The sequence below is a fragment of the Paenibacillus agilis genome (genome assembly GCF_007786455.1).
In the GTDB taxonomy this organism is placed as follows: Bacteria; Bacillota; Bacilli; order Paenibacillales; family Paenibacillaceae; genus Paenibacillus_B; species Paenibacillus_B agilis.
In genome coordinates, this window is sequence record NZ_VNJK01000001.1 from 2,369,875 (window position 1) to 2,392,992 (window position 23,118).

Consider the following 23,118-nt stretch of genomic DNA (forward strand, 5'->3'; position numbering starts at 1 on the left):
TTTTCTGCACGTCATTGTCGTTAGACATCAACAGCATAAAAAGGAAATGTAAATAGAATCTAAATCAAATCTTAAGGTTTCTAAAGATAAGCACACAAAAGTGGCGAAGGACCGTTGCAAATTTCCCTTTCATTTACTCTTCGCTCTTATAGAGAGGCAAAACAATATGAAGAGAAAACAGAGCGTCAACCATTTGTGTGCTCATCATTCCCTCATGTCTTGTAATAATTTTTTTACAGGTATTGATACCTAGACCATGACCGGTACTATCAATCTGTTGGTTTCGAACAGTATTGATTTGTTTAAGCTCAAAGCTATTTTCGTGTAACTTAACAGAAAGTTGGATGGGCGTATGGAAATCGGCGTACTTGATAACATTTGAGCATAGGTTGTCTAAAACACGCAGTAATTGGTTAATGTCAGCGCGGATTAAGAACGCTTCTGGCATATGCTCGTCTAGTTGTACCGCGAAATTTTCATTTTCCAAAATGAAAATAAATTCAGACAACAGTTGTCCGAACAGTACCCTTCCATCTACGATCGCGAAACTATGCGGAGCACTTGAATGAGAAGATAGAGAATGATAAAACAACTCGTCTGTGAGCTCTTTAATCAAGTAAGCTTTGCTGCGAATATGATGGATGTATTGTTGTCGCTTTTCTTCGCTTTCCACGTTGCTCTCCGTTAGAAGATCTAAATAGCTAATCGCTATAGATAAAGGAGTACGTATATCATGAGAAAGCGCACTAATTAGTTCACTTTTTTCCTGCTTTAACTGCTCTTCTATCTCAAATCGCTCTCGCAGTATGTTTGTCATAGTATTTACATGGGCTGCGAGAGAGCTAAGCTCATCATTGCCGTGGACGGGAATACTGGTGTGCAAATCGCCTGTTTCTATTTTACTGATTCGTTCTTCTATGTTCACGATATAGCGTATTTTGTTCCCGATTAGTGCGAATAGGATAAAGGAAAATATCACGTAGGCGATAATTGTAACAAACCATTTCAACGCATCTAAATTTGTGATAAATGCAATTGAAACAGCTTCTAATTCCAATGAAGAAATGAATGCGATAATAGGTAACACGAAAACCATTGTGATTGCCGCAGAGAGAAGCATATAGAGGGCTAGCGTAGTGCTCAACTTAGAGGTGTGTTTCTTTTTAATCAACATAATAGCCTTTCCCCCATGCAGTTTTGATATATCGAGGGCGCTTTGGATCGTCACCAAGCTTTTTTCTAATGTTTCGTATATGTACCATTACGGTTTGGTTCGCGTCATAAAAATACGGTTCGTTCCAGATGCTTTCATAAAGGTTTTCAGCGGAGAATATTTTATTTCGATGATTCATCATTAAATATAAAATTTGATATTCGGTTTCTGTTAGATGAATCGGATTCCCATTCCTCAATATTACTTTGAAATCAGAATCGAGTGTCAAATCTTTAAGAACCAACGCTTGATTCCGGAATATATCGTTCTTGCCCTGATAAATATAGTATCTTCGCAGCAACGACTTCACACGAGAAAGCAATTCTACATTTGAAAATGGTTTTGAAAGATAGTCGTCTGCTCCAGCGGAGAATCCGAGTACCTTATCAGAATCTTGCGTTTTCGCAGTTAGAAATAAAATTGGCGCAGATGTCTTTTTTCTTATTTCTACGCATGCAAATAGACCAGATTTCTCAGGCATCATTACGTCAAGAATAATTAAATCTACCGTTTGATCTACTTTTTCAATAGACTGTATCCCATTGGAGGCCCTAGATACGCGAAAGCCCTCACCGCTTAACAGCAGCTCGATTACCTCACAAATCTCATCGTCATCATCAGCAACTAGGATGTGGTAGTTATCGATGTTACTCATCTCATTCCTCCTTATCATATATTTAACTGTTAAAATGATTTATCACTTTGTCAATCAAAAAAAGCCCAAAGCGGGCTTATTTCGAATCTGTCTGTTTGAGGCGCAGCATTTGTTGCAGTAACTGCTCTACTTGCTGTTCGGGGAAAGCTGCTGACAAAACTTCTTCAAACGTCACTAATGCCCTGTCTACCTTATCTTGTCCATAAGGTGTAAGTGAAGTGTAAATACTTCTGCGATCATCATTACAGGAAATCCGTTGTAAAGCCCCGCAGCCTTTCGCTTCAAAACGGCTAACAAGCCTTGATACCGCACTTTGACTTAAACCAACCATCGATTCCAATTGTTGCAGCTTAAGTTTTTTGTCTGGAGCTTCAGACAATGATAACAGCAAATAAAATTCTTTTAACGACAACTGATAATTCTCTAGTAGATTCGCTTCTAATTCATTGGCTACGGTCATCTGTATATGTGTTAAAGTCAACCAATTCGATATTAGGTTGGGATCATTATTAAGAACGTTGTCCATCTCACAGTTCCTTCCTGAAGGTCAAGTTGCTGAGCATTATCATACATTACTCTATCCTTACATGATAAAATTATAACATTAACCGTCAAGTAGAAACGAGCAGTCGATACTATGGAAAGAACAATTTTTAATTGCGAATATAGTATTCCATGGGATAAAAAGAGACCGTCAACATGATTGACAGGCCTCTAATTTAGATTTCTAAATACTACGTTATTTGTTCTTTCTAGGGAAGCTAAATTGATATTGCCGAGGGACATCCGTATGTTTATGAAGCTGGGCAGCAGCCTCCAACGCCCAATATGGATTTCGCAACATTCCTCGGCCTACTGCAACGAGGTCAGCATCTTCATTGCCAATAACCGCATCAGCAAGTGCTGGCTCATCCAGCCTTCCAACTGCAATAACAGGAACATCTAAGCTTTGCTTGATTGCTCTCGCCAGAGGTACTTGATATGCGGCGTGAGACCCTGGCTTATCATTCATAGCGATAGGTCCAACTCCAATTGCTCCTTCGCCACCTGTACTAATATGGAAAATGTCCACTCCTGCTTCTTTATACGCCTTGCTAAAGGCTAAGCTCTCCTGAATACCGTATCCGCCCTCTACATATTCCCTAGCGGAAATACGCATGATCAACGGCATGCCAGCTGGCATTACACTCTTGGAAGCACGTATAACTTCCGTTCCGAAGAGCGTCCGCTCTTGTCCGTACTCATCCGTTCTCTTGTTGGACAACGGGGAGTGGAATTGATGAATCAAGTAACCATGCGCGCCATGCAGCTCGATGACATCTACTCCGGCTTTGACAGCTCGCGCTACACCTTGTCGGAATTTCTCGACCATTTCCTTCACTTCTACCGTCGTCAATTCCCTAGGTGTTTTAGACTCGGGACCGAACGGAATGGCTGATGGAGCGACAGGGACCTCTGCATCCTCTGCTTTGCGTCCTGCATGAGCAATTTGAATCCCAACCTTGGCACCATAAGCATGGCAAGCCTCAACGATTTTTGCCAATGGCGCGATATGTTCGTCAGACCATATACCAAGATCATAATCTGAAATTCTACCGTCTGGCTCTACATCGGTCATTTCAATAATGATTAAACCTGCCCCACCAATCGCTCGGCTTACATAGTGTGTATAATGCCAGTCGGTTGCAATCCCATCTTTGTTCGTGACGGAATATTGGCACATTGGGGGCATAACAACACGATTTTTCAACTTCAAATCCATCATTTCATAAGGGCTAAATAAATGTTCCATGATAACTCTCCTTTTATTTGGTATCAATGTATAGTCAATAATTATTTACATGCATGTGCATGCATTTAATATAATGTGCTTTTTTGCTCATGTCAACACCTTGCTCTTTAACTTTAGCAATCAAGCTTGGAAACATGTATTACAGTGGGCTAAAAATAAAAAAAGCACCCCCGACTCCCAGAGATACTTTTGATGATAGATGTTCGGAGCATTGTTATATGTTACATGGTGCGTATCTTTGACGTATTGAACCGATATAAGGGCTTACGTTTTCATCATAATTAGGATAGGTGTAACCTAGCTGTTCTGCAACAAATTGAGCAGTTGTTCTGAACAAGGAATAACTCGTATATAGTGCTTCCCACATGTTCTGCTTGGAACCCATATCATATGTAGCAAGTAAAGTAGTCCATGTTTCGCTTGACACATATTTCTCTAAAAATTTATCCGACTTTCCGATACTTAACGAAAATTCCGTTTCGATACCCACTCTCCAGCGCAGCATCGTCAGCAAATTTGGACGAAATACTTGGTTCATCATATCCGCAGCAAATAAAAATTCATTTCTCGCCAGTCCTTTTGCCACATAAGTGGATGACATCCAGAACTCATTGCAGCAGTCATCGAATGATTGTTGACTAGGCTTGGCAATATGATACATCTTATCCGTAGCTATAACAGGCTCATGAATGAGATTATCTTTGTCCAATAGTACTTCAACTAGCCCATCGCTGTTCGCAAAATAGTCTTCATACTCATGCAGTGGGATGAGAGTCAGGTCTATTTTCGTACCGTCTTCAAAAATCATAAGATAAGAGAACCAATTCCCTAGCTCAGGCGGGAATAACTCCATCGCCTCTGGCTTTTGCATCATGATCCTTTTGCCAAAGTAGTCCAGCCATTCATCGTTCTGCTTGAAGTGTTCCATATCTGTAACAAAATAACTAAAATCATAATCTTGAAATTCGTCATTCGGAATGTTCACATTTGTCAATGAACCTTCAAGCGTGAATATTCTAATTTGTTCACAGCTACGTGCAAAATTCATTCCTAACGCCATCATTTCTCGTTTACTTCTCAACCAAGTCACCTCGAATCGCTTTCTTCCTGAACAAGATTACGCGATAGCCTCAATATTTCGCTGATCAAATTATAACGTATTCCTAATCCTTTATACACAAACAGGACAGCATCAGGCTTAAACTCCTCGATATAGGCTACTACATGCTCATGAGAAAAATATCGCAAATCAATCATGCGAATATCGCTTACCATCGTTGACAAAAAAGCTGTAAATGGAAGCCCAAAAGAATCTTTTACAACGAGAATTTTATACAAATTTTGTGCTTTCTTGTTCGTTATTTGTACTTCGCGGTAATCTGCACCAAAATATGCTGCGTAACGGTTCTTGTAAACGGAACTAGACATATCTAATAGCTCTTTATGTAGTATCGTATTTTCGAAAGTCCCTTCCCTCATAGATAAAGATCGGCCATTTTTATTAATGCCAATCTTGTACTGAGTCGTAAATTCAGGCACTATCAATGTATAATCATCGACTCCCGCATAATATCTGCCAACGCGTCTTCCCTGCGACCCTAAAAATACATTTTCGTAAGTAATAAAGGAGTAATTCGCTGAATCTGTATAAAAAAGGTCAGGATCTAAACGTAAACTGTAATCTGCATCCAGCTTCTTAACCACTTCCCTTACTGCCCAGAATGCCGTTTGATTCGTCCAATGATGATCGGTATGATAAAACATCGATGATGGGTTCATTTGTACTTTGCTAGCTTCACTCCGTAAATCAAAGTAATCCACGCCTCCAATCGATAATCCAGCGAGGAACGTATTCGAATTGGAATTCGAGTAATCCTCAATGGAAGGAGGCAGCTCTGTAAATCCAGGCATAACTTTAATCGGAGTTTGTACATATAGGAGTGGAATACGCTTGTCCTTCAAAATTTCATTTAGCTGAATAAGCTGATCGGTAACTTCTCTCGTCTTCATCCTACGTGTTAAAAAATGTAATAATTCATGATTGTCCTTCACAACGTCCCTCTTTGGATCAACATCGTTAATGTATTGCCTTCCTAACATACGATCTGCTAATCCGACAAGGTCAATATACTTCTCTTTCGCAATAAATCCGCTTGAAATCGTTTCTTCGAGCCCTTTCGTAAGTCCTCGAATGCCTCGCTCTATTCCACCATCTTGCTTATCGTTATCCTTGATGATCCTTGTTAAGGTTGCACTTATTTTCGTCGAGTTCAATACCAAGGTCAGCACACCACTGAGAAATAGGAACAGACAGAACACGGCAATGATAACTTTATTTCTGCCACTACTCTCATTATTACGATCTTTTGTCTGCTGTTCATCTTCCATAATCAATGGTATGCCCTCCTTCAGTTAGAAGTTAAAATAAATAAACGGATTGTAGCTCCCTTTCACTAAATAAGCGATTGAGAAAATAAAGAGAGCTGCCATGACGACTTGATACGTATAGGTTACAGGTCTACTTAACAGGTTAGCGTGGCGTTTGAGTATCCACTTCTTCAATGGCAAGCAGCTAATAATACCGATGATGAACAGAAGCATATATTCGCTAGCATAGAACATGGCTTTGTCTCCAATAGCAGCATTACTATTTAGTCCAAACATAGAACGCATATATTCAAAAGCATGTGCAATGTTATGAGATCTAAATAATACCCAACCAAATAGGACAACGAATATAACGTACATATGCCCCAATACTTTGTTTTTAGCAAAGAAGCTTTCCAAAGCTAGCAGCTTCTCCAGCATAATAAACAGGAAAAATTGAATTCCCCATGCAATAAACGTCCAATCTGCGCCATGCCATAGCCCCGTTAACAACCACACAACAAACAAATTGCGTACGACTTTCCACTTGGATACTCGACTGCCGCCCAACGGAATGTATACATTGTCTCGAAACCAAGTGCCTAAGGAAATATGCCATCTGCGCCAAAACTCTGACACGGTGCGTGAAATATACGGAGCATTAAAGTTCTCTTCAAAGTGGAAACCGAACATTTTGGCAAGTCCGATCGCCATTGCAGAATAGCCGGAGAAATCGAAAAAGATTTGCAGACCGTATGCTACTGCTCCCATCCATGCTAGCATAACGGATAGCTCATATCCTTCAAGACTAAAAGCTGTATCCGCGAGAAGCGCAAAGTTATTGGCTAGCAGTACCTTAACAGCCAATCCTTCTATAAAACGGGAGATTCCGCTTACAAAATCACTCTCGTTCTCCTGCCTTTCATAAATTTGCTTGGCAACGGTCTTAAACCGAACAATCGGTCCCGCAACAAGCTGCATAAATAAAGCAATATATAATCCGACATCCAATGGATTGGTTAATGGCTGTGCGTCCCGTCGATAAATGTCGATGACATAGGATATCCCTTGGAAGGTGTAAAATGAAATCCCTATAGGCAGCGTTAAATGAGGTACATCCAACTGCACATTCAACAGGTTGTTAATAATGCCAACTAAAAACCCCAAATATTTAAAAAAACCGAGGATTCCGAGGTTAAATATTAACATTGCCGTAATGATGATATGGCTCATTTTCAAGTGATCTCTGTACTTGTGCACCCATAAGCCAAATAAATAGTTACCCATGAAGCTCACAATCATCAGCAGTACATAGACGGGTTCTCCCCATGCATAGAATACCAAGCTTGCTATAAGCAGAAATACGTTGCGCGCTTGACGCTTTCTCAACAATCCATAGTAAATAGCCAATACACCCGGCAAAAATAAAAACAAAAATGGAATACTTGAAAATACCATATCATCTGTCACCTCCTCGTTGATGACCCGTACATAGCAAGTGTTAATGTTACTTTTCCCTAAAAAGGAAAAATTAAAAGGACGCTCATGAAGAGCGCCCTATTTCACCTTATAATGCATTTCTACAAACTGCCCAAACCGTCGCGTACTCATTAATTGCAAGTCGATTTGTGGATTCTTTTCTTTAAACAATGGAATGCCTGAGCCTAATATGTGAGGCGTGATCGTAATCATATACTCGTCAATTAAGTTTTCTTTGATGAAAGCATCGAGGATTACCCCTCCGCCTACCATCCATATTTTCGAGCCTTCTTGCGCTTTAAGCTTCTTCGTAAACTCGACTACATCTTCATTTACAAACTCCACATATTCATTGGAACCTGTCTCCGTCGTCGAAAATACGTAGTTCTTTTTATCCGCATAAGGAAACGTTTCGATATTTTTCATTACCCAGTCATAGGTTCGTTTCCCCATAATCGTCGTATCTATCGATTGATACATCTCGCTATATCCATTGTCGCCTTCGCCTTCTGTTTCCATTAACCATTGCAAATCATCATTTTCTTTCGCAATGAAACCATCTAAACTAGCTGCAATAAACAAAATAACTTCACGTGACAAATCATCCATCTCCTTTTCGCTTTTCAAATCATCCATCTTTAATTGAATCTTTGCATCATCCTAATTGATAACCGCATTAGGTATCCTCTATACTAACCATAAAACATGACAACTAATGTCATGATAAAAAAGAAAAGGTGAAGGACTTGTCTAAAGCAAAACGATTATTAGATATTCTCTTGTTTGCCAGCGCGAAAAAGAAGTTTACTGCACAGGAAATCGCAGATGAATTCCGCATATCTGTTCGCACGGTACACCGATATATATTGGATTTGAGCGATATGGGTCTACCCGTTTACGCGGAGCAGGGCCGGAACGGAGGCTATACCGTACTTTCGAGCAAGATGCTGCCGCCTATTTTATTTACGGAAGAAGAAGCGGTTGCCATCTTTTTTGCCTTTCAATCTTTAAGCTACTATCGTGATTTGCCATTTGATGCTGAAATCAGCTCCGTTGCCCAAAAGCTATATCGTTCCTTACAAGTTGATGCCAAAGGTAAAGTAGATAAAGTATGCTCCTACATCGCTTTTTGGAATCCTAAACGGACGATTGATACTCCTTTTTTAAAAGACACGTTAGAAGCTGCCATTGAAAATAAAAATATACATATGCACTATGAATCAAAAGGAGGAACAAAGACCAAGCACATTCGACCTATTGGGGTGTACGCGCATGATGGTTTATGGTATTTGCCTGCATTTGATTATACGAAGCAAAAAGTACTGCTTTATCGTATCGATCGAATTCTTTCCATCATTTCGACGGAAGAAAACAAAGATGAATATATGAATTTAGAACAATGGTTTGGCTCCTATGAAATAAAGCAACCTGTTCGGCTCCATGTCCAATTGACGCAAGAAGGCGTGCGGCAGTGCAAAAGCGTCCCTAGCTTAGAGGGGATTGTCATCATTCATGAAGATGGAACGGGATATATTGATTCACCTATAGACAAAGGTGAGATTGACTTTTCAATGCCCCTATTTTATAGACTTGGTCCTCATGCACGTGTTATAGAACCGCAGGAATTAATAGATGGCATGCGCAAACATGCGGAAGGAATTTTGATGATGTACCAAGATAACTAATCATTCAAGTTTCATGTTAGAGACCCGTAATTTTCGGCAGCCTCAGATAAATCTTTGTACAACGAACAAAAGGTCGGTTCCCTTCACGTACAGGAGACCGACCTCTTTAGGGTCAACATAAAGCTATCCTATTTTCCAAAAAACAGCCTTCTAATGCGCTCTGCAAAATCCTGCAGGCTTCCACTTGCCGGATCAAAACGGTAATATCCGTTTTTCACCGCTTCGAGCAGCCAGCTCGATACTTTCTCACCTTCTAGCAAAGGATAGACATTATCGTAAGCCCAGACGAGATGCTCCCAACGCTTGTCGTTGCCAGGCTGTATATATTCGGATACATCGAGTACCTTTCCTCGACCGTCCTGCAGCAATATATTTTTCAAATGGATATCTCGTGGGTTCAATCCTCGTTCCCGGACAAATGCTCGTGCTGCTTCTACGTCATCTACAACTTGTCTAGGTATAGGAACTCCCAGGAGCAAGCAATCGTACAGTGTTATTCCTCGTTCATGGCTAATAACTACATATCGATCCCCAGCGCCGAAATAGACAGGAAAATACGGACTGCCCTTCAACGCTTCATACACGCTTATCTCCGCTTCCTTCTTAGGAAGTGCCTCAGTTGCGTAGAGCTTATATGCGTATTGCGGCATCTGTTTATGGACAAATACAGCAGCATCCGTACCGATCCCTATACAGTGCAATTCATCCGATTCCCCTTCAATCGTCACCGGATCATTGACACCTTGCTTAATGACTTCCATTCGAGACAGGGCGTGTTCAGCCCTCCTCCATTGCTCACTATTCATAAGCCACCTCATTTGGATGTTGCTAAATTAGACGGTACTCTGTTCATTTGATACCCAATAATGTGAGATAGTAAAACTTCTTTCATACTTCTTACGAGATCTTTAAGAGGTAAATTGAACAGAGCTTGGCCATGTTCTTTGGTTAATGAAACAAAGCTAAGATTATTATATCTCTCATTTCCATAGATGCAAAAAGCTACATCTCTAGTATATTCACAATGGTTTCCGTATATATCAAAAGCTTCTTGCTTCGAGTCTATATGTTTTTCCATGATGGCAAAATAGTAGTGTTTGTGGTTTCTAAGAGGTGGTATTTTTTCCTACATATGAGTTGAGTTCTTGATCCAGAAATGTATGTAGATAGTATAAGCCGGCTCTATCACAGCTAATGCGACAGAACCGGCTCTGTTAACATGTATTAAAATACTTTTGTCGTCCAGGATTCACAGTTCCATGTTTCTGTAACAACATCACGATAGAATTCTGGTTCGTGGGAAATGAGCAGAATGCTGCCTTTGTATGCTTTCAACGCACGCTTCAGTTCATCCTTCGCATCAACGTCCAAGTGGTTCGTCGGCTCATCGAGTACGAGCAAGTTTGTCTCGTTATTAATAAGCTTACATAGACGTACCTTTGCCTTCTCGCCACCGCTGAGAACTTGGATCTTGCTCTCAATATGCTTCGTCGTAAGTCCGCACTTCGCTAACGCTGCACGCACCTCGAATTGAGAGAAGGATGGGAATTCGCCCCAAATCTCTTCGATACAAGTGTTTGTGTTTGCTTCTTTCATTTCCTGTTGGAAATAGCCGATTGCTAAGTTTTCACCAAGCTCGACAGAACCAGAAATCGCTTTGATTTCACCCAAGATACTGCGCAGCAAGGTAGTCTTACCGATACCGTTCGCACCCACAAAAGCAATCTTTTGACCGCGTTCCATACGCAGGTTAAGCGGACGAGACAACGGCTCATCATAGCCGATAACAAGATCTTTTGTTTCGAAAATAAGCTTGCTGGAAGCTCTAGCATCCTTGAAGTTGAATTGTGGCTTCGGTTTTTCTTGAGCAAGCTCGATAACATCCATTTTATCCAGCTTCTTTTGTCTGGACATCGCCATGTTACGAGTCGCTACACTTGCCTTGTTACGGGCAACGAAGTCTTTCAATTCAGCAATCTCCTGCTGTTGACGCTTATAAGCAGATTCAAGCTGCTGCTTTTTCATTTCGTACACTTGTTGGAATTTATCATAGTCACCAACATAGCGGTTCAACTCTTGATTTTCCATATGATAAATCATATTAATTACACTGTTAAGGAACGGGATATCATGTGAAATCAAAATGAATGCATTCTCATACGCCAGTAAGTAGCGTTTTAACCATTCGATATGCTGCTCATCCAAATAGTTCGTCGGCTCGTCCAATAGCAAGATGTCCGGCTTCTCAAGCAATAGCTTCGCCAACAATACTTTCGTACGTTGTCCGCCGCTGAGGTCATGAACGTCTTTATCCAGTCCGATATCATTAAGTCCAAGTCCGCGAGCGGTTTCTTCGACTTTAGCATCGATCAAGTAGAAGTCTTGATTCGTCAACGTATCTTGAATCGTACCGACATCTTCAAGAAGCTTCTCCAGCTCTTCGGGCGTTACATCCCCCATCTTGCCGTACATATCATTCATTTCTTGTTCCATATCAAATAGATATTGGAAAGCACTTCTTAAGATATCACGAATGGACGATCCCTTTGTAAGTACAGCATGCTGATCCAAATATCCAACACGCATGCGTTTGGACCATTCGACTTTACCTTCATCTGGTTGAAGCTTGCCTGTGATAATGTTCATAAAAGTGGACTTACCTTCACCGTTTGCACCGATTAGTCCAATGTGTTCGCCTTTAAGCAGGCGGAAGGAAACGTCTTTAAAGATCGCACGATCTCCAAAGCCGTGGCTTAATTTCTCTACGTTTAATATGCTCATCCATGACACCTTTTCTAATATACTTTTTACTCGACTTATTATAAACGTTATCGGGTCTATAACTCAATGTGTAACTATGTATTTTATTAGTGATACTTAGAACTACATATCGCCAGCATGGATCACTGACATGGTTACATAATTATTAAGAATTCATTTTCCAAAGATTCTCAGCTTATGATACATCTATCATATTATATAAGGAGGAGCTTATGAGAAGTTTATATGCTATGCTCGGAAGCGTCGTTACGATAATAGCTAGTTATCTAGTCGTTTATATTTTAATAGGAATATTTTATTTTAGTAAATTTAGTCCGCAAGAGACGTTTTCACCTGGATTTCTAGTGTACGCCACAGGAATTATCGCATTTCCCGTGCTTACTATTTTAGTGAGCATTATTTATTTCAAATGGTATGGGAACATTAATGTGCGTGGGATTGCAGTCGGAGGTGTGCTTGGATTATGGCTGTATACATTAGTAAATGAGTATCTTTTTAGATTTGTTCCGTATTCAGCTTTTATACAAATAATGTTAGACTGTATTCCGCTGCTTCTCATTATTATTGGCTACAAATTCGTAACACACAAGCTGTCAGACAACAAAGTAAAGTTTACATTACTCGGAATGGCTATCGGTTGGGTCGTGACCTACGCTGCTGTGATTGGTATGCGCGCTGCTCAAAATTCACTCACTTCCTATTTTCATTTTGATACATTCGAAAAATCCATTGTTTTGGGAGTGATAGCGATATCCGGAGTTGCAGGTTGGCTTTTGTCTAAAAATACAAAAAAGAAAATAATTAAATCTTAAAATTCCACTATTTAATAGAAATGCGATACATAATCTGCACAATATGAGCCGAACCTTACTTGTTTTAGGTTCGGCTCAAACAAGTATCTCTACTGGCCTCGAACATAGGTTGCTCCTATTCAATCTTAAATCTCAAAGCTTCCATTGGAACCAACGAGCATGTCCTTCCGTTTCGGCTAACGTTTCCTTATACTCCTTTCCTCCGACATAATAATCAAGATGGAGTAGTCCCGAATCCCACATATTATTGTAAAGATGAAAAACATCCCTCTCTTCGCTAAGCTTCTTAATACACCTTTCCAGTTCTTGCTTACCTTCTGTTGGTATTTGATTGGCTACATGCGTGTGGAACACACAAAGCACAGACTCTTTAGGTATTTGCAAAGCAATCTCCGGAAGCAGCTTCACACCATCACCTTCGATGAATTGAAGCGTTTGCTCTTTTGCACATTGCGCAGCTTTTGCAAAATGGATTCTCCGTTCCAGATGCTCTGGCCATATCAATGCGTTTAGCCATAAATAATCTTCTGGATCATTTAGATCATTAATATGTAAATCTAGTCCTATTCTACTCGTAACTGGAGGACTTTGTTCAAAAATAACAGGACGTCGAGCTCCTTTTATTTCGGCATGAATGTGCAACTCAGAACGTGCACCACCATAAATCTCATTATCTGAGTTATAGGAGTAACTATATTTATCCCACAGCAGTTGCAAACCCGCGCTTGTCCCCATTTCAATTAATGCTAATGGTCGCTTCGTTTTCTCATACATATAACAAAAAGCCGGATACAGATAAGAACAGCGTCTAACTTCATTTGTCTGTACAAGCTTGTTCTGTAATAACGGTATCATATCGAGCTGATTCGTTAAGCAGAATTCCTTGAAGTGAGGAAATGCCTCTGTGACCTTTCTAGGATAGTTGACAAGGCTTGCATAAAATTCTCTTAATTCATGACCGTAACCTTTCAGCAATAGATAATGAACCGCCCCAAAGAAAAGATTGGGTACAGGTTGCCCTTGTCTTGCATGAGCAGCCAATTTGAGCAATTCATCATCAATCGCTATTTTTTCAGACAAGTGTTCGTACAAGCTGCTCGATCCCTTGCATTCCCTCGCTGCGAATACCATAAAATGTTTGGATAAAGAAGAAGTCATTCACACACACTCCTTATCACCTATTTATTGGTATTTCATCACCTTATTTCGATAAATAATATTTAATACTTTTTGTTGAATATATAGAAATAATTTATTAGGATTTCAGTACCTGCCCTAGTTCTCTCTTAGTCATCGATAATAGTAATCTCCTTTAATAAGCACAAAAAAAGCCATAGCTACTCTACCTTGAGATATCACTTATCACGAGTAATCTCTATAGTCATGGCTTATATTTGGTTTGTTTATGTGATTATATCTTAATTGTACATCTATTTTCCTATCTCAATATATTTTTAAAAGCTTCCGTTTGCTGCTTAATACCAACCTCCGCTGCAAAACGCTCGATACTGGATGCTCCGCCTTTTACCGCGTATTTGGCTGATATTCCCGCTCCCACAGCGACACCGATAATATGCTCTCTTTGAATAGCTTGCTGCTGCATTTTTTCTATGATTTGCTCTTTGCTTATTGCCAATAGGATGAACTCCTTTGTTCACTTGATTATGTCGTTCATTTACAAACCTTTTATTTGTTTACGGAAATTTTATTATGTAAACTAAAATCAATGCCTGATTTTCGGCGGACAGTCTTTAGTTGGATGGCTATAATGATCATAAATAAAGCTAGTCAATTTGAAATAAGGGTGAACGAAATGACATTTAAAATTGAGCGTAAACAGGAGTATTATCAAGCGTTGATTGATAAAGAAACGGAATACGAAGGTCTATTTTATGTGGGAGTGAAGACAACAGGCGTATTTTGCCGTCCAACTTGTCCCGCTAGAAAACCTAAATTTGAAAATTGTGAGTTTTTTGAGACAGCGAAACAAGCGCTGCTGGCCTCTTTTCGCCCTTGCAAAAGATGTCGCCCTCTTTCCCATCCTAACCATGTCTCAGAAATCGTTCGTACTCTTGTTGAGGCTGTTGAGACGAATCCTGAAAAAAGATGGAAAGATGCAGACTTTCAGCAGATATCTATCGATGCCTCTACAGCTCGTCGTCAATTTAAAAAGCGATTCGGAATGACATTTGTGGAATACGCACGTGCAAGACGCATGGGAATTGCCATGAAGCAAATAAGAGAAGGCGAACATGTCATAGATGCACAACTTTCGGTTGGTTATGAATCAAGTAGCGGGTTTAGAGATGCATTTTCACGAATTATGGGTACCGCCCCTAGCTCGCTCGGCAACATTCGCATTCTGAAAGCAGCTTGGTTAGATACAATTTTAGGGCCCATGATTGCTATTGCCGATGACGAAGCACTGTATCTGTTGGAATTTGTGGATCGTCGGGGTTTGGAACGAGAGGTTGAACGACTTAGGCAGCGAACAAAGTCTGCGATTATCCCAGGAGCTGCATCGCCCATACACTCTATCGAAATGGAGCTTAATCAATATTTTGACGGAAAACTCATCGAATTTCAAACACCAATTCGTTATCTTGGATCAGCTTTTCAGCAAAAAGTATGGGAGCATTTAAGAAAAATTCCTCATGGTGAAACACAATCCTACTCTGAATTAGCATCGTTGATCGGCCATCCAACGGCTTATCGCGCTGTGGCTCGAGCAAATGGCGCTAACCAGCTTGCCATTATCGTCCCTTGTCATCGCATAATTAATGCCAATGGAGATCTTGGCGGTTACGGAGGCGGACTGTCACGAAAGGAGTGGTTGATTAATCACGAACTACAAAGTAAATGAAATCACTCATAGTCTCCAAGTCCTTGACCTGAAACCCATTTCATATTTTACAATTGATGTAGGTGATCCCTTCTTCAACAATCGATCCTATCCTTGATTGAATGAAATGCGAATCAACCACATCATAATGTTACAGGAGCTCACTCCCATGGCGAATATTCATGATATAGCTAAACTGGCTGGTGTTTCGGTTACCACCGTTTCTAGAGTTCTAAACAACCATAAATATGTTTCAGCTGATAAGAGGACTAAAGTACTTACGATTATTGATGAGCTAAATTATGCTCCTAACCAAAGTGCTATTGACTTAACTCGGGGCGAAACAAAGATGATTGGCCTAATTATCCCTTACAACAACAATGCTTGTTTTGATCAATTGTTAAATGGAGTGCTTAACAAAGCTGTTGAAAAGGATTATACGGTTATCGTTCTACCTACTCAATATAATAAAGAAAAAGAAATTGAATATCTTTCAAAATTAAAAAACAAACAGCTCGATGGCATCATTATTACCTCTAGAGCAAATGATTGGGATACGATTATTCCGTATTCGGACTATGGTTTAATCGTATCGTACGATTTCACTTCCCATCCTGCAATCGGATGTTCTTATATCGATAGGTATTCATCCTACGTTGAGGCATTTCAACTATTGAAAGATAAAGGACATGAACATGTTGCTTTTACGACAGCGAGAGAAACGGAAAGTATGAGTACACAACATTTGATAACGGCATACAAAGAGGTATTTGGCACATTTATACCCGAATATTATTTGACCGGGTGCAATTGTCTGGATGATGGTGTGGCAGCAGCTAAGAAGCTGCTGCATCTACCTAATAGACCTACCGCTATTTTTGCCAACGGAGATGAAGTGGCTGGCGGCATTCATATGTACGCAAAGTCAATAAATCTGGATATACCTAGTGATTTAGCGGTTATTGGTCAAGAAAATCAACCGATTGGTGTAGGCTTAGGAATTACGACTGTCGATCATCAGCTGACCAAAGTTGGGGAGCAGGCATGTGAACTAATTATTTGTAAATCCAATCAAAAGTTACAAATACCTTATCAGATCATTCAACGATCATCGGTTTGAAATAGGTAATTTTAGAGTGTATTACAGCTTGGCATCGGCAGCACGAATCATATTATGGATGTTCCCTTCCCATTCATAAATTTTCTTCTGTGAAGCATGGATTCGGGCAAGTTCTGCGACAATGATGTTCAATTCTACAGCTGCTGTTACAGCATCCCCTTGCTTAATAGCAGTTCGGTAGCGTTTATTCGCTGCGGTCTTATTTTTACTGAATATATCTGTCATTTTTTTGTTCTCGGCCGTGATCTGCTTCTTTATCGTTTGTATCGGCTCTAGAGCTTCCCTAACTAGTTTGGCCTTTGTATGCACCTGCTTCTTGGCAGCTGTTAACGTATCTTTTCTCATCTTAATCTCTTGGCGTGCCGTATTTGCAGAGGCCTTTATACGATTCCTTTCAAGGTCATATCGCAGTGCAGCCTTTTTATCTTTGCGCTTCCTAGCCTCTGACGCTTTCTTGCCGAGCTCCTTATATTTTGCGAGTAGAGGAGCATGTTTGTTCTCGGTGCGTTCTGCTTCTGTCTTTAAATGATCTACCTTTACCTTGTCGATAAGTTGAATTTTCCTGTCCACTTCTTTACGCTTTTCATTATTTTGCTTACGCTGCAGTTGGATCTTCTGTTTGTCTAGTTGATTAGCTAACTCCAAGGCACTCAAGCTGTCATGTAATTGCTCAACGGTACTCAATGCAGCTTCCCAACCGACACTAGAAGCTGATGCATGTGCAGGACTGAACAACAACATCAAGCATGACAAACCTACAACGACTAACCTCTTTACGTAACCTCTTCGTTCAAACAACAATACCATCTCCTTATTCAAATTTTCTTCAAACGAAACAAAAAAGCACCTCACAAGAAAGACCGATTGGCCTATCCTGCGAGGTGCTTCTTCGCATGTCCATTTGAAATGTCATTAGTATATAGTTGAGCGGATAAAATGTCAACTATCTCCAAAGCGAGCCCGTTACAAGTTATAAGATTGGTGACAGCAGACGGGATATAGACTCTTTCATCCGCACCCAGCGCGAGCGCTGCTGGTATTTCTCCATCGTCAGCAATGTGGAGACGTTAATATCTTCTTTGAACGCATGACTTAACTGCTGTGCGATTCCTTTATCATAGACAAACGCATTAACTTCGAAATTGAGCTTGAAGCTGCGGAAGTCAAAATTGGCTGTTCCAACCGATGCAACCTGATCATCAACAACAAGCGTCTTAGCATGTACAAAACCATTGCTGTACAAGTATACATTTGTACCCGTCTTTAGCATCTCACCAATATACGAAAGCGTAGCCCAATAGACAAACATATGATCCGGCTTATCTGGAATCATTATATTTACTTCTACCCCAGATAAAGCAGCAATCCTTAATGCGTCAAGCACGCTTGAATCTGGAATAAAGTACGGTGTTTGAATATAGATGGACGAACGAGCTGATGTGATCATTTTCAAATACGTGTTTTTAATATGCTCATACTCCGATTCAGGTCCACTTGAAACAATTTGTATACCCTTTTCTCCTTTGGAAGGGATAGGAGGAAACAAGCTGGGAACGTACGTAATATCATGATGCTCGGAAGCTTGATTCCAATCAAGTATAAATCGCGTCTGGATCGAGTATACCGCCGCTCCTTCAATTCTAAGATGCGTATCTCGCCAATAACCGAATTTGGGGCTTAGCCCGAGATATTCATCACCTACATTGAATCCTCCCACATAACCGATTTTTCCATCTATAATGACCAGTTTGCGATGGTTCCGATAATTCAAGCGAAGATTAATCAGTCTAAACCGGGATGGGAAAAAGGCTTCAACTTGTCCGCCAGCAGCACGTAGATTGCTCAGAAACTTCTTAGTGAGCTGTCTCGATCCCAGATCATCGTACAGTACTCGAACCATAACTCCTTCTTTAGCTTTTTTGGTCAACAGCTCCATCAACTGCTTGCCCAAATTATCTTTCTGGATAATATAATATTGAACATGAATAGACTCTGTGGCCTGCTCAATATCTTTGAACAAGGCAGCAAACTTCTCCTTGCCGTCCGTATACACTTCCACTTGATTGTCTTCTGTAAGAACCGCTTGATTGTTAAGCAAATTCATCGTAATTAAGTCTCTATACTCAGCTGATGTGGAATTACGGAATTGAAATTGCTGTGCTCGAAATTGTAAGACTTGGGACTGCAATCCCTGATCCAAGCCTCTTTTTTTAATATCATCCCAATAAAACAATTTCGTGCGTTTGAAGTTCTGGGCAAAGAATATATAGAGCACAAAACCAACGATAGGAATTAACAACAGCACCATGAGCCATGCCCATGTTGAACCTATATCTTTTCTTCTTCCCTGAAAAATAACGATAAAAGCAAATATAATATTTAATAAAATGATGAGCCCAAGCATCCAAGATGTAATGTTCATATTCACCTTCCTCTGTATATCTTCATACACCAACGATCAATACAACTATATTTTTGCCAGATTACAGAATTCTTATATCGAATTCCATTATCAATTTCCCTACTTCATTGTGTTTATTAGCGCTACGGCTAATCGTCCTTCATGATGAGTTACCGATACCCTTGAATTCGTGCTCTTTGTTCTTTAGTAAAAGCAGACTTCTGCTTCCCCTTTATATTATTACGTTTCAATCCTCGTACGATACGGATACCCTGCTTATTTACGAGAGCAAAATAGTTTCTATTTGGTGAGCTACCAATATATGAGATACTCTTTTATAAAAATAATAATTCTACGAACTATCTATACGATTTGGCACTCATATTATCACATAAATGATATGTATTTTGTTTGAAATACAAAAAGAGGGACTGAGTCCCTCTTTTTAAATAAGTATATTAGACTTTAACTGTACCCGTTTGTCTATCTGATGCAATAAATAATTGATTGCCAGTGTCAGTATGCTTCACTCCCGCATCTGAAGTAAAGATGATACCCATAGAAATTATCACAAATACTAAGGCACTTAACAATAAGCTTGTGGAAAAAGATTGGGAGTTTGAACTTTTCAAAAGTACCACACCCTTCACATGGATATACTTACTGGTTTTATGATATAGCCCACCGTTTATTTGTGTCAAGACTGAAAACCATGTTAAACAAGTTCAGTTTAATAGTCTATTTTCTGTTTACATCTTTACGAAACATAATCATGAGTCAGTCTAAAACTTATTCTCCAATGCTGACAATTTTCTTACAATAAAACTACTATAAAGTAACTTCTTCATCCGTCGTCCTGCTTCTCTTTCCTATTCGTAAATAAGGTATTAAAGAAACAATACCTAGTACGGACAAACCAGCACCTACCCATAATGGCGATGTCAGCCCATAGCCAGCACTAATCCCAATGCCGCCCAATGAAGAACCGACCGCAACACCAAAAGTAATAAACGAAGTATGCACCGTATTTACCATCGTTCCACTGCCCGCCGTTTTCATAACGCGTGTAATCATCGCTGGGTTCATCGCCACCCCAGTCACACCAATGAATAGGATTGAAATAACAGCCACCAATTGATTTTCTGCACCTGCAGCAAATAGAACTAATGAAGCCAATAATAAGACTAATCCTAACAATAGAATTGGCATCGTATATTGATCAGCAAATTTGCCGATTACGATATTGCCAATTACCGTAGCTAATCCATAAAGAGCAAGCAAATATGGAATACTTGCATCTGTAAACCCCGTCACATCGGTTAGAATAGGAGTAAAGTAGCTAAATGCTGCAAATGTACCGCCAATAATTAGCATGCTCGTCGCATAGGCGGACCATAGGTGAGGATTTTTAAAACCAGCTAATTCTTGTTTCAGATTCATTTGATTAGTTCTAGAGGAGGAAGGAAGCAACCATTGAATCATAATTCCAGAAAGAAGGACAAGAAATGCGACGGCCCAAAAACTGCTCCGCCAACCTACATGTTGAGAGATTATCGTTGTCATCGGCAATCCTAGCACGGTGGCGATCATTAAGCCTGCAAGCACGATCGAAGCTGCTTTTCCCCTCGCGTTCGGTTGAACTAACGTTGCCGAAATGCTTACCGAGACTCCAAAAGCTGCGGATGATGCAATTCCCGTAATTATTCGAGCGATCATCATAGAATCATAATTCCAAGCTAATGCCCCTAACGATTGACCAAGGAAAAAGACGACAATTAAAGCCAATAGTGCTTGCTTTCTTCGTATTTGCAGCAGCGTTGCCGTTAAAATAGGACCACCCACCACCATGGCACCCGCATAGCCTGTAATTAAATACCCAATGGATGAGATCGAAGCTTTAAATTCATTGGCGAGCTCATTCATCATCCCTGCAACCATAAATTCAGATGTTGTCATCGCAAATATCACTAAAGCTAACAAATAAATTATCGATGGCATTTCATACACTCCCCACTTAATATTGTAACGTTCGGTACAAAAATAGTGCGAAAAAAGAGCGCTTTACGCGCCAAATATCGATTCCATAGTTCCATTCATAATTTGTTCCGCCAATGTTCGATTTTGTGTAGATGTGTTCAGAACACGGAATCCGTAGTAGCTGCTTAAAAATAAGCTTGCCAGATCAACTGCAGATCGTTGCCTTGGAATTTCACCCGTTCGCAATCCTTCTTCCATGATTTTTTCCATCGCTGCTTTAAGTAATTCAATATGCCTAGAAACAATGCCCTCAACTATCGGGTCCTCGTTGGCACGTTCCAAACCGGCATTAATCAACAAACAGCCCTTAGGACTTGTTGATTCAAAATCCTCTACCATTCCCCAATTCAAAAAATAGCGTAGTCTTTCTTTAACAGAACCTGTACTCTCTAAGATCGCCGTTTGCTCTTTAATCCCGGTTTCATGATAACGCTCAACTGCTTGCTTATACAGCTCCTGCTTGCTGCCAAACGTGTTGTACAAACTGCCTTTGCCAAGCCCCGTATCATTGCATAAATCTTGCGTAGAACAACCTTCATAACCTTTTGTCCAAAATGTCTTCATAGCAATATCTACAATGGAGGTGTGCTCAAAATCTCGAGGTCTGCCGCGTTTACTCAATGGTATTCTCCTTCCATTTCAAGGTAGTACAGAGATCATACACATTTTGTACTGATCAGTCAACAAATAAATGAACATTCATTCTTTCTTCTTCCTCTCATCGAGCAGCTTTTTCAGCTCTTCAACTTCATCCTCCGTTAACTTTTCCTGGTTTAAGAAATTGACAAACATCGGTTTTAAAGCCCCGCCATACAACCGACGTAAAAATGAACTGCTTTCCGCTTTGATGCACTCCTCTTCACTCACTAAAGGATAATAGAGATAGGTCTTCCCGTCTTGATGAAATCCAAGCGCATTCTTTTTGAGCAGTCGACTGATTAAGGAACGAATCGTTGCAGGCTTCCATTCCTTATTGTCTGCTAGTACTTCGATCACCTCATTTGCCGTCGTTGGCGCCTTAGACCATAGTATCTTCATAATTTCCCATTCCGCTTCTGAAATTCGTGGTATTTCCTTCACTTCGCTGCCTCCCCAACTTTTATTACAAGTGTAATAGTTTATTTTTTCCAAGATTACACTCACCAATTAAAGTTGTCAACATATACCTTACGTTATTAACGAAGCATGGCAAAAACCCTCATGATAAGATTCACGAGGGCTCCTTTTCCATTCCATCTCTAATGATGCTGCAGAAATGTTTTATCTTCTCGAACAAATTGTCCATGTACGGCTCATCTATGATAATCCCATTCGTTAAATCCGCAAAAAAGGCAGTATCTAAATGTTCAAATGTGATTCGGATGAGATCGAGCGCATACTTTCTCGGTATCCCTTCTTGTAGAGGGACTTTTTCAAACAACTGATCCCAGACTTGATCTTTATTCGCGAGCACATCACCAAACTTTTCTTCCATATCTGCCTTTAACTCATCAGGTATCGTATAAAACGCTTCATATACGAGCTTGGATTCATCCGGATGCTTGCGATAATACTCGAACTTTCTGCTCATATACAGATGAAGAGCCGCGAAAAAATCTTCTTGTTCAGAAATCGAACCCGTATCGAGCGAAGTGCCTACCTTTTCATAGCAATGCTCCAGCAGGCTTAAATAGAGCTTTTTTTTATTTTGAAAGTGATGAAATATTAACGCTTTAGAAATACCAGCTGCCTCTGCCAACATTCCAGTCGATGTATGTTTATACCCATGACGAGCAAATACAGACAGACACGCTTCCAAGATTTTATCCCGTTCATAGAGCTGTACTGGCAAGTGCTTCATCTCCTACTTCATGTACTGACCGATCATTCGATAGCATTGTAAACAAAGATGATCGATTGGTCAATCTATCTACCAGTATACGACAACTGATCAA

General features: G+C 40.1%; 22 protein-coding genes. 4 read left to right on the forward strand and 18 right to left on the reverse strand.

Translation table 11 applies throughout. The features are described 5' to 3' along the window. Positions 1–133: 133 nt before the first annotated feature. The 8 genes from FPZ44_RS10630 to FPZ44_RS10665 form a co-directional block, all read right to left on the reverse strand. Positions 134–1,174, reverse strand: a complete 1,041-nt coding sequence (locus FPZ44_RS10630) for a HAMP domain-containing sensor histidine kinase (protein WP_144989988.1) — start codon at positions 1,172–1,174, stop codon at positions 134–136. Beyond that, entirely contained in the window at positions 1,164–1,868 is a 705-nt protein-coding gene (locus tag FPZ44_RS10635; RefSeq protein ID WP_144989990.1) for a response regulator transcription factor, read from the reverse strand. The genes FPZ44_RS10630 and FPZ44_RS10635 overlap by 11 nt, the downstream gene beginning before the upstream one ends. A 76-nt stretch (positions 1,869–1,944) precedes the next feature. Continuing rightward, on the reverse strand, positions 1,945–2,394 hold the full coding sequence (locus FPZ44_RS10640) for a MarR family winged helix-turn-helix transcriptional regulator (protein WP_144989992.1): 450 nt from the start codon (positions 2,392–2,394) through the stop codon (positions 1,945–1,947). Positions 2,395–2,607: 213 nt separating this feature from the next. Continuing rightward, positions 2,608–3,660, reverse strand: coding sequence for an NADH:flavin oxidoreductase/NADH oxidase (locus FPZ44_RS10645; RefSeq protein WP_144989994.1), 1,053 nt, complete (start codon positions 3,658–3,660; stop codon positions 2,608–2,610). A 214-nt stretch (positions 3,661–3,874) separates the two neighbouring features. Beyond that, a complete protein-coding gene (ant(6), locus tag FPZ44_RS10650; RefSeq protein ID WP_144989996.1) occupies positions 3,875–4,741 on the reverse strand; it encodes an aminoglycoside 6-adenylyltransferase in 867 nt (288 codons plus the stop codon). A 5-nt stretch (positions 4,742–4,746) separates the two neighbouring features. Next, positions 4,747–6,048, reverse strand: coding sequence for an alginate O-acetyltransferase AlgX-related protein (locus FPZ44_RS10655; RefSeq protein ID WP_261378377.1), 1,302 nt, complete (start codon positions 6,046–6,048; stop codon positions 4,747–4,749). Between the two features lie 24 nt (positions 6,049–6,072). Further along, positions 6,073–7,485: an MBOAT family O-acyltransferase gene (locus tag FPZ44_RS10660; RefSeq protein WP_144990000.1), complete on the reverse strand. Its 1,413-nt coding sequence runs from the start codon at positions 7,483–7,485 to the stop codon at positions 6,073–6,075. A 99-nt stretch (positions 7,486–7,584) separates the two neighbouring features. Further along, the gene (locus tag FPZ44_RS10665; protein WP_144990002.1) at positions 7,585–8,106 is read right to left on the reverse strand and encodes a dihydrofolate reductase family protein; all 522 of its coding nucleotides are present in this window, start codon (positions 8,104–8,106) and stop codon (positions 7,585–7,587) included. A 146-nt stretch (positions 8,107–8,252) separates the two neighbouring features. Here FPZ44_RS10665 and FPZ44_RS10670 point away from each other — a divergent pair, with 146 nt between their 5' ends. After that, complete coding sequence (locus FPZ44_RS10670; RefSeq protein WP_144990004.1) at positions 8,253–9,191, forward strand: helix-turn-helix transcriptional regulator; 939 nt, start codon at positions 8,253–8,255, stop codon at positions 9,189–9,191. 128 nt (positions 9,192–9,319) lie between these two features. Here the strand turns inward: FPZ44_RS10670 and FPZ44_RS10675 are convergent, their stop codons facing one another. Together FPZ44_RS10675 and FPZ44_RS10680 are read right to left on the reverse strand one after the other, a co-directional pair. Then, positions 9,320–9,997, reverse strand: coding sequence for a protein kinase family protein (locus FPZ44_RS10675; RefSeq protein ID WP_144990006.1), 678 nt, complete (start codon positions 9,995–9,997; stop codon positions 9,320–9,322). Positions 9,998–10,415: 418 nt separating this feature from the next. After that, positions 10,416–11,972, reverse strand: coding sequence for an ABC-F family ATP-binding cassette domain-containing protein (locus tag FPZ44_RS10680; protein WP_144990008.1), 1,557 nt, complete (start codon positions 11,970–11,972; stop codon positions 10,416–10,418). A 212-nt stretch (positions 11,973–12,184) separates the two neighbouring features. On the opposite strand from FPZ44_RS10680, the gene FPZ44_RS10685 reads away from it, so the two are divergent. Then, positions 12,185–12,784, forward strand: coding sequence for a hypothetical protein (locus tag FPZ44_RS10685; protein WP_144990010.1), 600 nt, complete (start codon positions 12,185–12,187; stop codon positions 12,782–12,784). 132 nt (positions 12,785–12,916) lie between these two features. On the opposite strand, the gene FPZ44_RS10690 is transcribed toward FPZ44_RS10685, so the two are convergent. Then, entirely contained in the window at positions 12,917–13,942 is a 1,026-nt protein-coding gene (locus FPZ44_RS10690) for a DUF2332 domain-containing protein (protein ID WP_144990012.1), read from the reverse strand. A gap of 280 nt (positions 13,943–14,222) precedes the next feature. Then, positions 14,223–14,420 (reverse strand): hypothetical protein, encoded by a 198-nt coding sequence (locus FPZ44_RS26850; RefSeq protein WP_186786109.1) that lies wholly within the window; start codon positions 14,418–14,420, stop codon positions 14,223–14,225. A 177-nt stretch (positions 14,421–14,597) separates the two neighbouring features. Between FPZ44_RS26850 and FPZ44_RS10700 the strand changes: the two genes are divergently transcribed. Next, the gene (locus FPZ44_RS10700) at positions 14,598–15,647 is read left to right on the forward strand and encodes a bifunctional transcriptional activator/DNA repair enzyme AdaA (protein WP_144990014.1); all 1,050 of its coding nucleotides are present in this window, start codon (positions 14,598–14,600) and stop codon (positions 15,645–15,647) included. A 148-nt stretch (positions 15,648–15,795) separates the two neighbouring features. Beyond that, positions 15,796–16,746 (forward strand): LacI family DNA-binding transcriptional regulator, encoded by a 951-nt coding sequence (locus FPZ44_RS10705; RefSeq protein ID WP_144990017.1) that lies wholly within the window; start codon positions 15,796–15,798, stop codon positions 16,744–16,746. A 21-nt stretch (positions 16,747–16,767) separates the two neighbouring features. Here the strand turns inward: FPZ44_RS10705 and FPZ44_RS10710 are convergent, their stop codons facing one another. The 6 genes from FPZ44_RS10710 to FPZ44_RS10735 all read right to left on the reverse strand — a co-directional run bounded on the left by FPZ44_RS10710 (position 16,768) and on the right by FPZ44_RS10735 (position 23,024). Then, entirely contained in the window at positions 16,768–17,544 is a 777-nt protein-coding gene (locus tag FPZ44_RS10710) for a hypothetical protein (RefSeq protein WP_144990019.1), read from the reverse strand. Positions 17,545–17,716: 172 nt separating this feature from the next. Continuing rightward, on the reverse strand, positions 17,717–19,168 hold the full coding sequence (gene cls / locus FPZ44_RS10715; RefSeq protein ID WP_144990021.1) for a cardiolipin synthase: 1,452 nt from the start codon (positions 19,166–19,168) through the stop codon (positions 17,717–17,719). Positions 19,169–19,975: 807 nt separating this feature from the next. Continuing rightward, positions 19,976–21,145 (reverse strand): MFS transporter, encoded by a 1,170-nt coding sequence (locus tag FPZ44_RS10720; protein ID WP_144990023.1) that lies wholly within the window; start codon positions 21,143–21,145, stop codon positions 19,976–19,978. 63 nt (positions 21,146–21,208) lie between these two features. After that, entirely contained in the window at positions 21,209–21,805 is a 597-nt protein-coding gene (locus FPZ44_RS10725) for a TetR/AcrR family transcriptional regulator (protein ID WP_144990025.1), read from the reverse strand. A gap of 78 nt (positions 21,806–21,883) precedes the next feature. Continuing rightward, positions 21,884–22,264, reverse strand: coding sequence for a BlaI/MecI/CopY family transcriptional regulator (locus tag FPZ44_RS10730; protein ID WP_144990027.1), 381 nt, complete (start codon positions 22,262–22,264; stop codon positions 21,884–21,886). 130 nt (positions 22,265–22,394) lie between these two features. Next, on the reverse strand, positions 22,395–23,024 hold the full coding sequence (locus FPZ44_RS10735; RefSeq protein WP_186785993.1) for a TetR/AcrR family transcriptional regulator: 630 nt from the start codon (positions 23,022–23,024) through the stop codon (positions 22,395–22,397). Positions 23,025–23,118 lie beyond the last annotated feature (94 nt).

Coding starts and splice junctions, on each gene's coding strand:
- FPZ44_RS10630 (WP_144989988.1), bottom strand. CDS start 1,174: ATGTTGATTAAAAAGAAACACACCTCTAAGTTGAGCACTACGCTAGCC.
- FPZ44_RS10635 (WP_144989990.1), bottom strand. CDS start 1,868: ATGAGTAACATCGATAACTACCACATCCTAGTTGCTGATGATGACGAT.
- FPZ44_RS10640 (WP_144989992.1), bottom strand. CDS start 2,394: ATGGACAACGTTCTTAATAATGATCCCAACCTAATATCGAATTGGTTG.
- FPZ44_RS10645 (WP_144989994.1), bottom strand. CDS start 3,660: ATGGAACATTTATTTAGCCCTTATGAAATGATGGATTTGAAGTTGAAA.
- FPZ44_RS10655 (WP_261378377.1), bottom strand. CDS start 6,048: ATGGAAGATGAACAGCAGACAAAAGATCGTAATAATGAGAGTAGTGGC.
- FPZ44_RS10660 (WP_144990000.1), bottom strand. CDS start 7,485: ATGGTATTTTCAAGTATTCCATTTTTGTTTTTATTTTTGCCGGGTGTA.
- FPZ44_RS10675 (WP_144990006.1), bottom strand. CDS start 9,997: ATGAATAGTGAGCAATGGAGGAGGGCTGAACACGCCCTGTCTCGAATG.
- FPZ44_RS10680 (WP_144990008.1), bottom strand. CDS start 11,972: ATGAGCATATTAAACGTAGAGAAATTAAGCCACGGCTTTGGAGATCGT.
- FPZ44_RS10685 (WP_144990010.1), top strand. CDS start 12,185: ATGAGAAGTTTATATGCTATGCTCGGAAGCGTCGTTACGATAATAGCT.
- FPZ44_RS10690 (WP_144990012.1), bottom strand. CDS start 13,942: ATGACTTCTTCTTTATCCAAACATTTTATGGTATTCGCAGCGAGGGAA.
- FPZ44_RS10700 (WP_144990014.1), top strand. CDS start 14,598: ATGACATTTAAAATTGAGCGTAAACAGGAGTATTATCAAGCGTTGATT.
- FPZ44_RS10705 (WP_144990017.1), top strand. CDS start 15,796: ATGGCGAATATTCATGATATAGCTAAACTGGCTGGTGTTTCGGTTACC.
- cls (WP_144990021.1), bottom strand. CDS start 19,168: ATGAACATTACATCTTGGATGCTTGGGCTCATCATTTTATTAAATATT.
- FPZ44_RS10720 (WP_144990023.1), bottom strand. CDS start 21,145: ATGCCATCGATAATTTATTTGTTAGCTTTAGTGATATTTGCGATGACA.
- FPZ44_RS10735 (WP_186785993.1), bottom strand. CDS start 23,024: ATGAAGCACTTGCCAGTACAGCTCTATGAACGGGATAAAATCTTGGAA.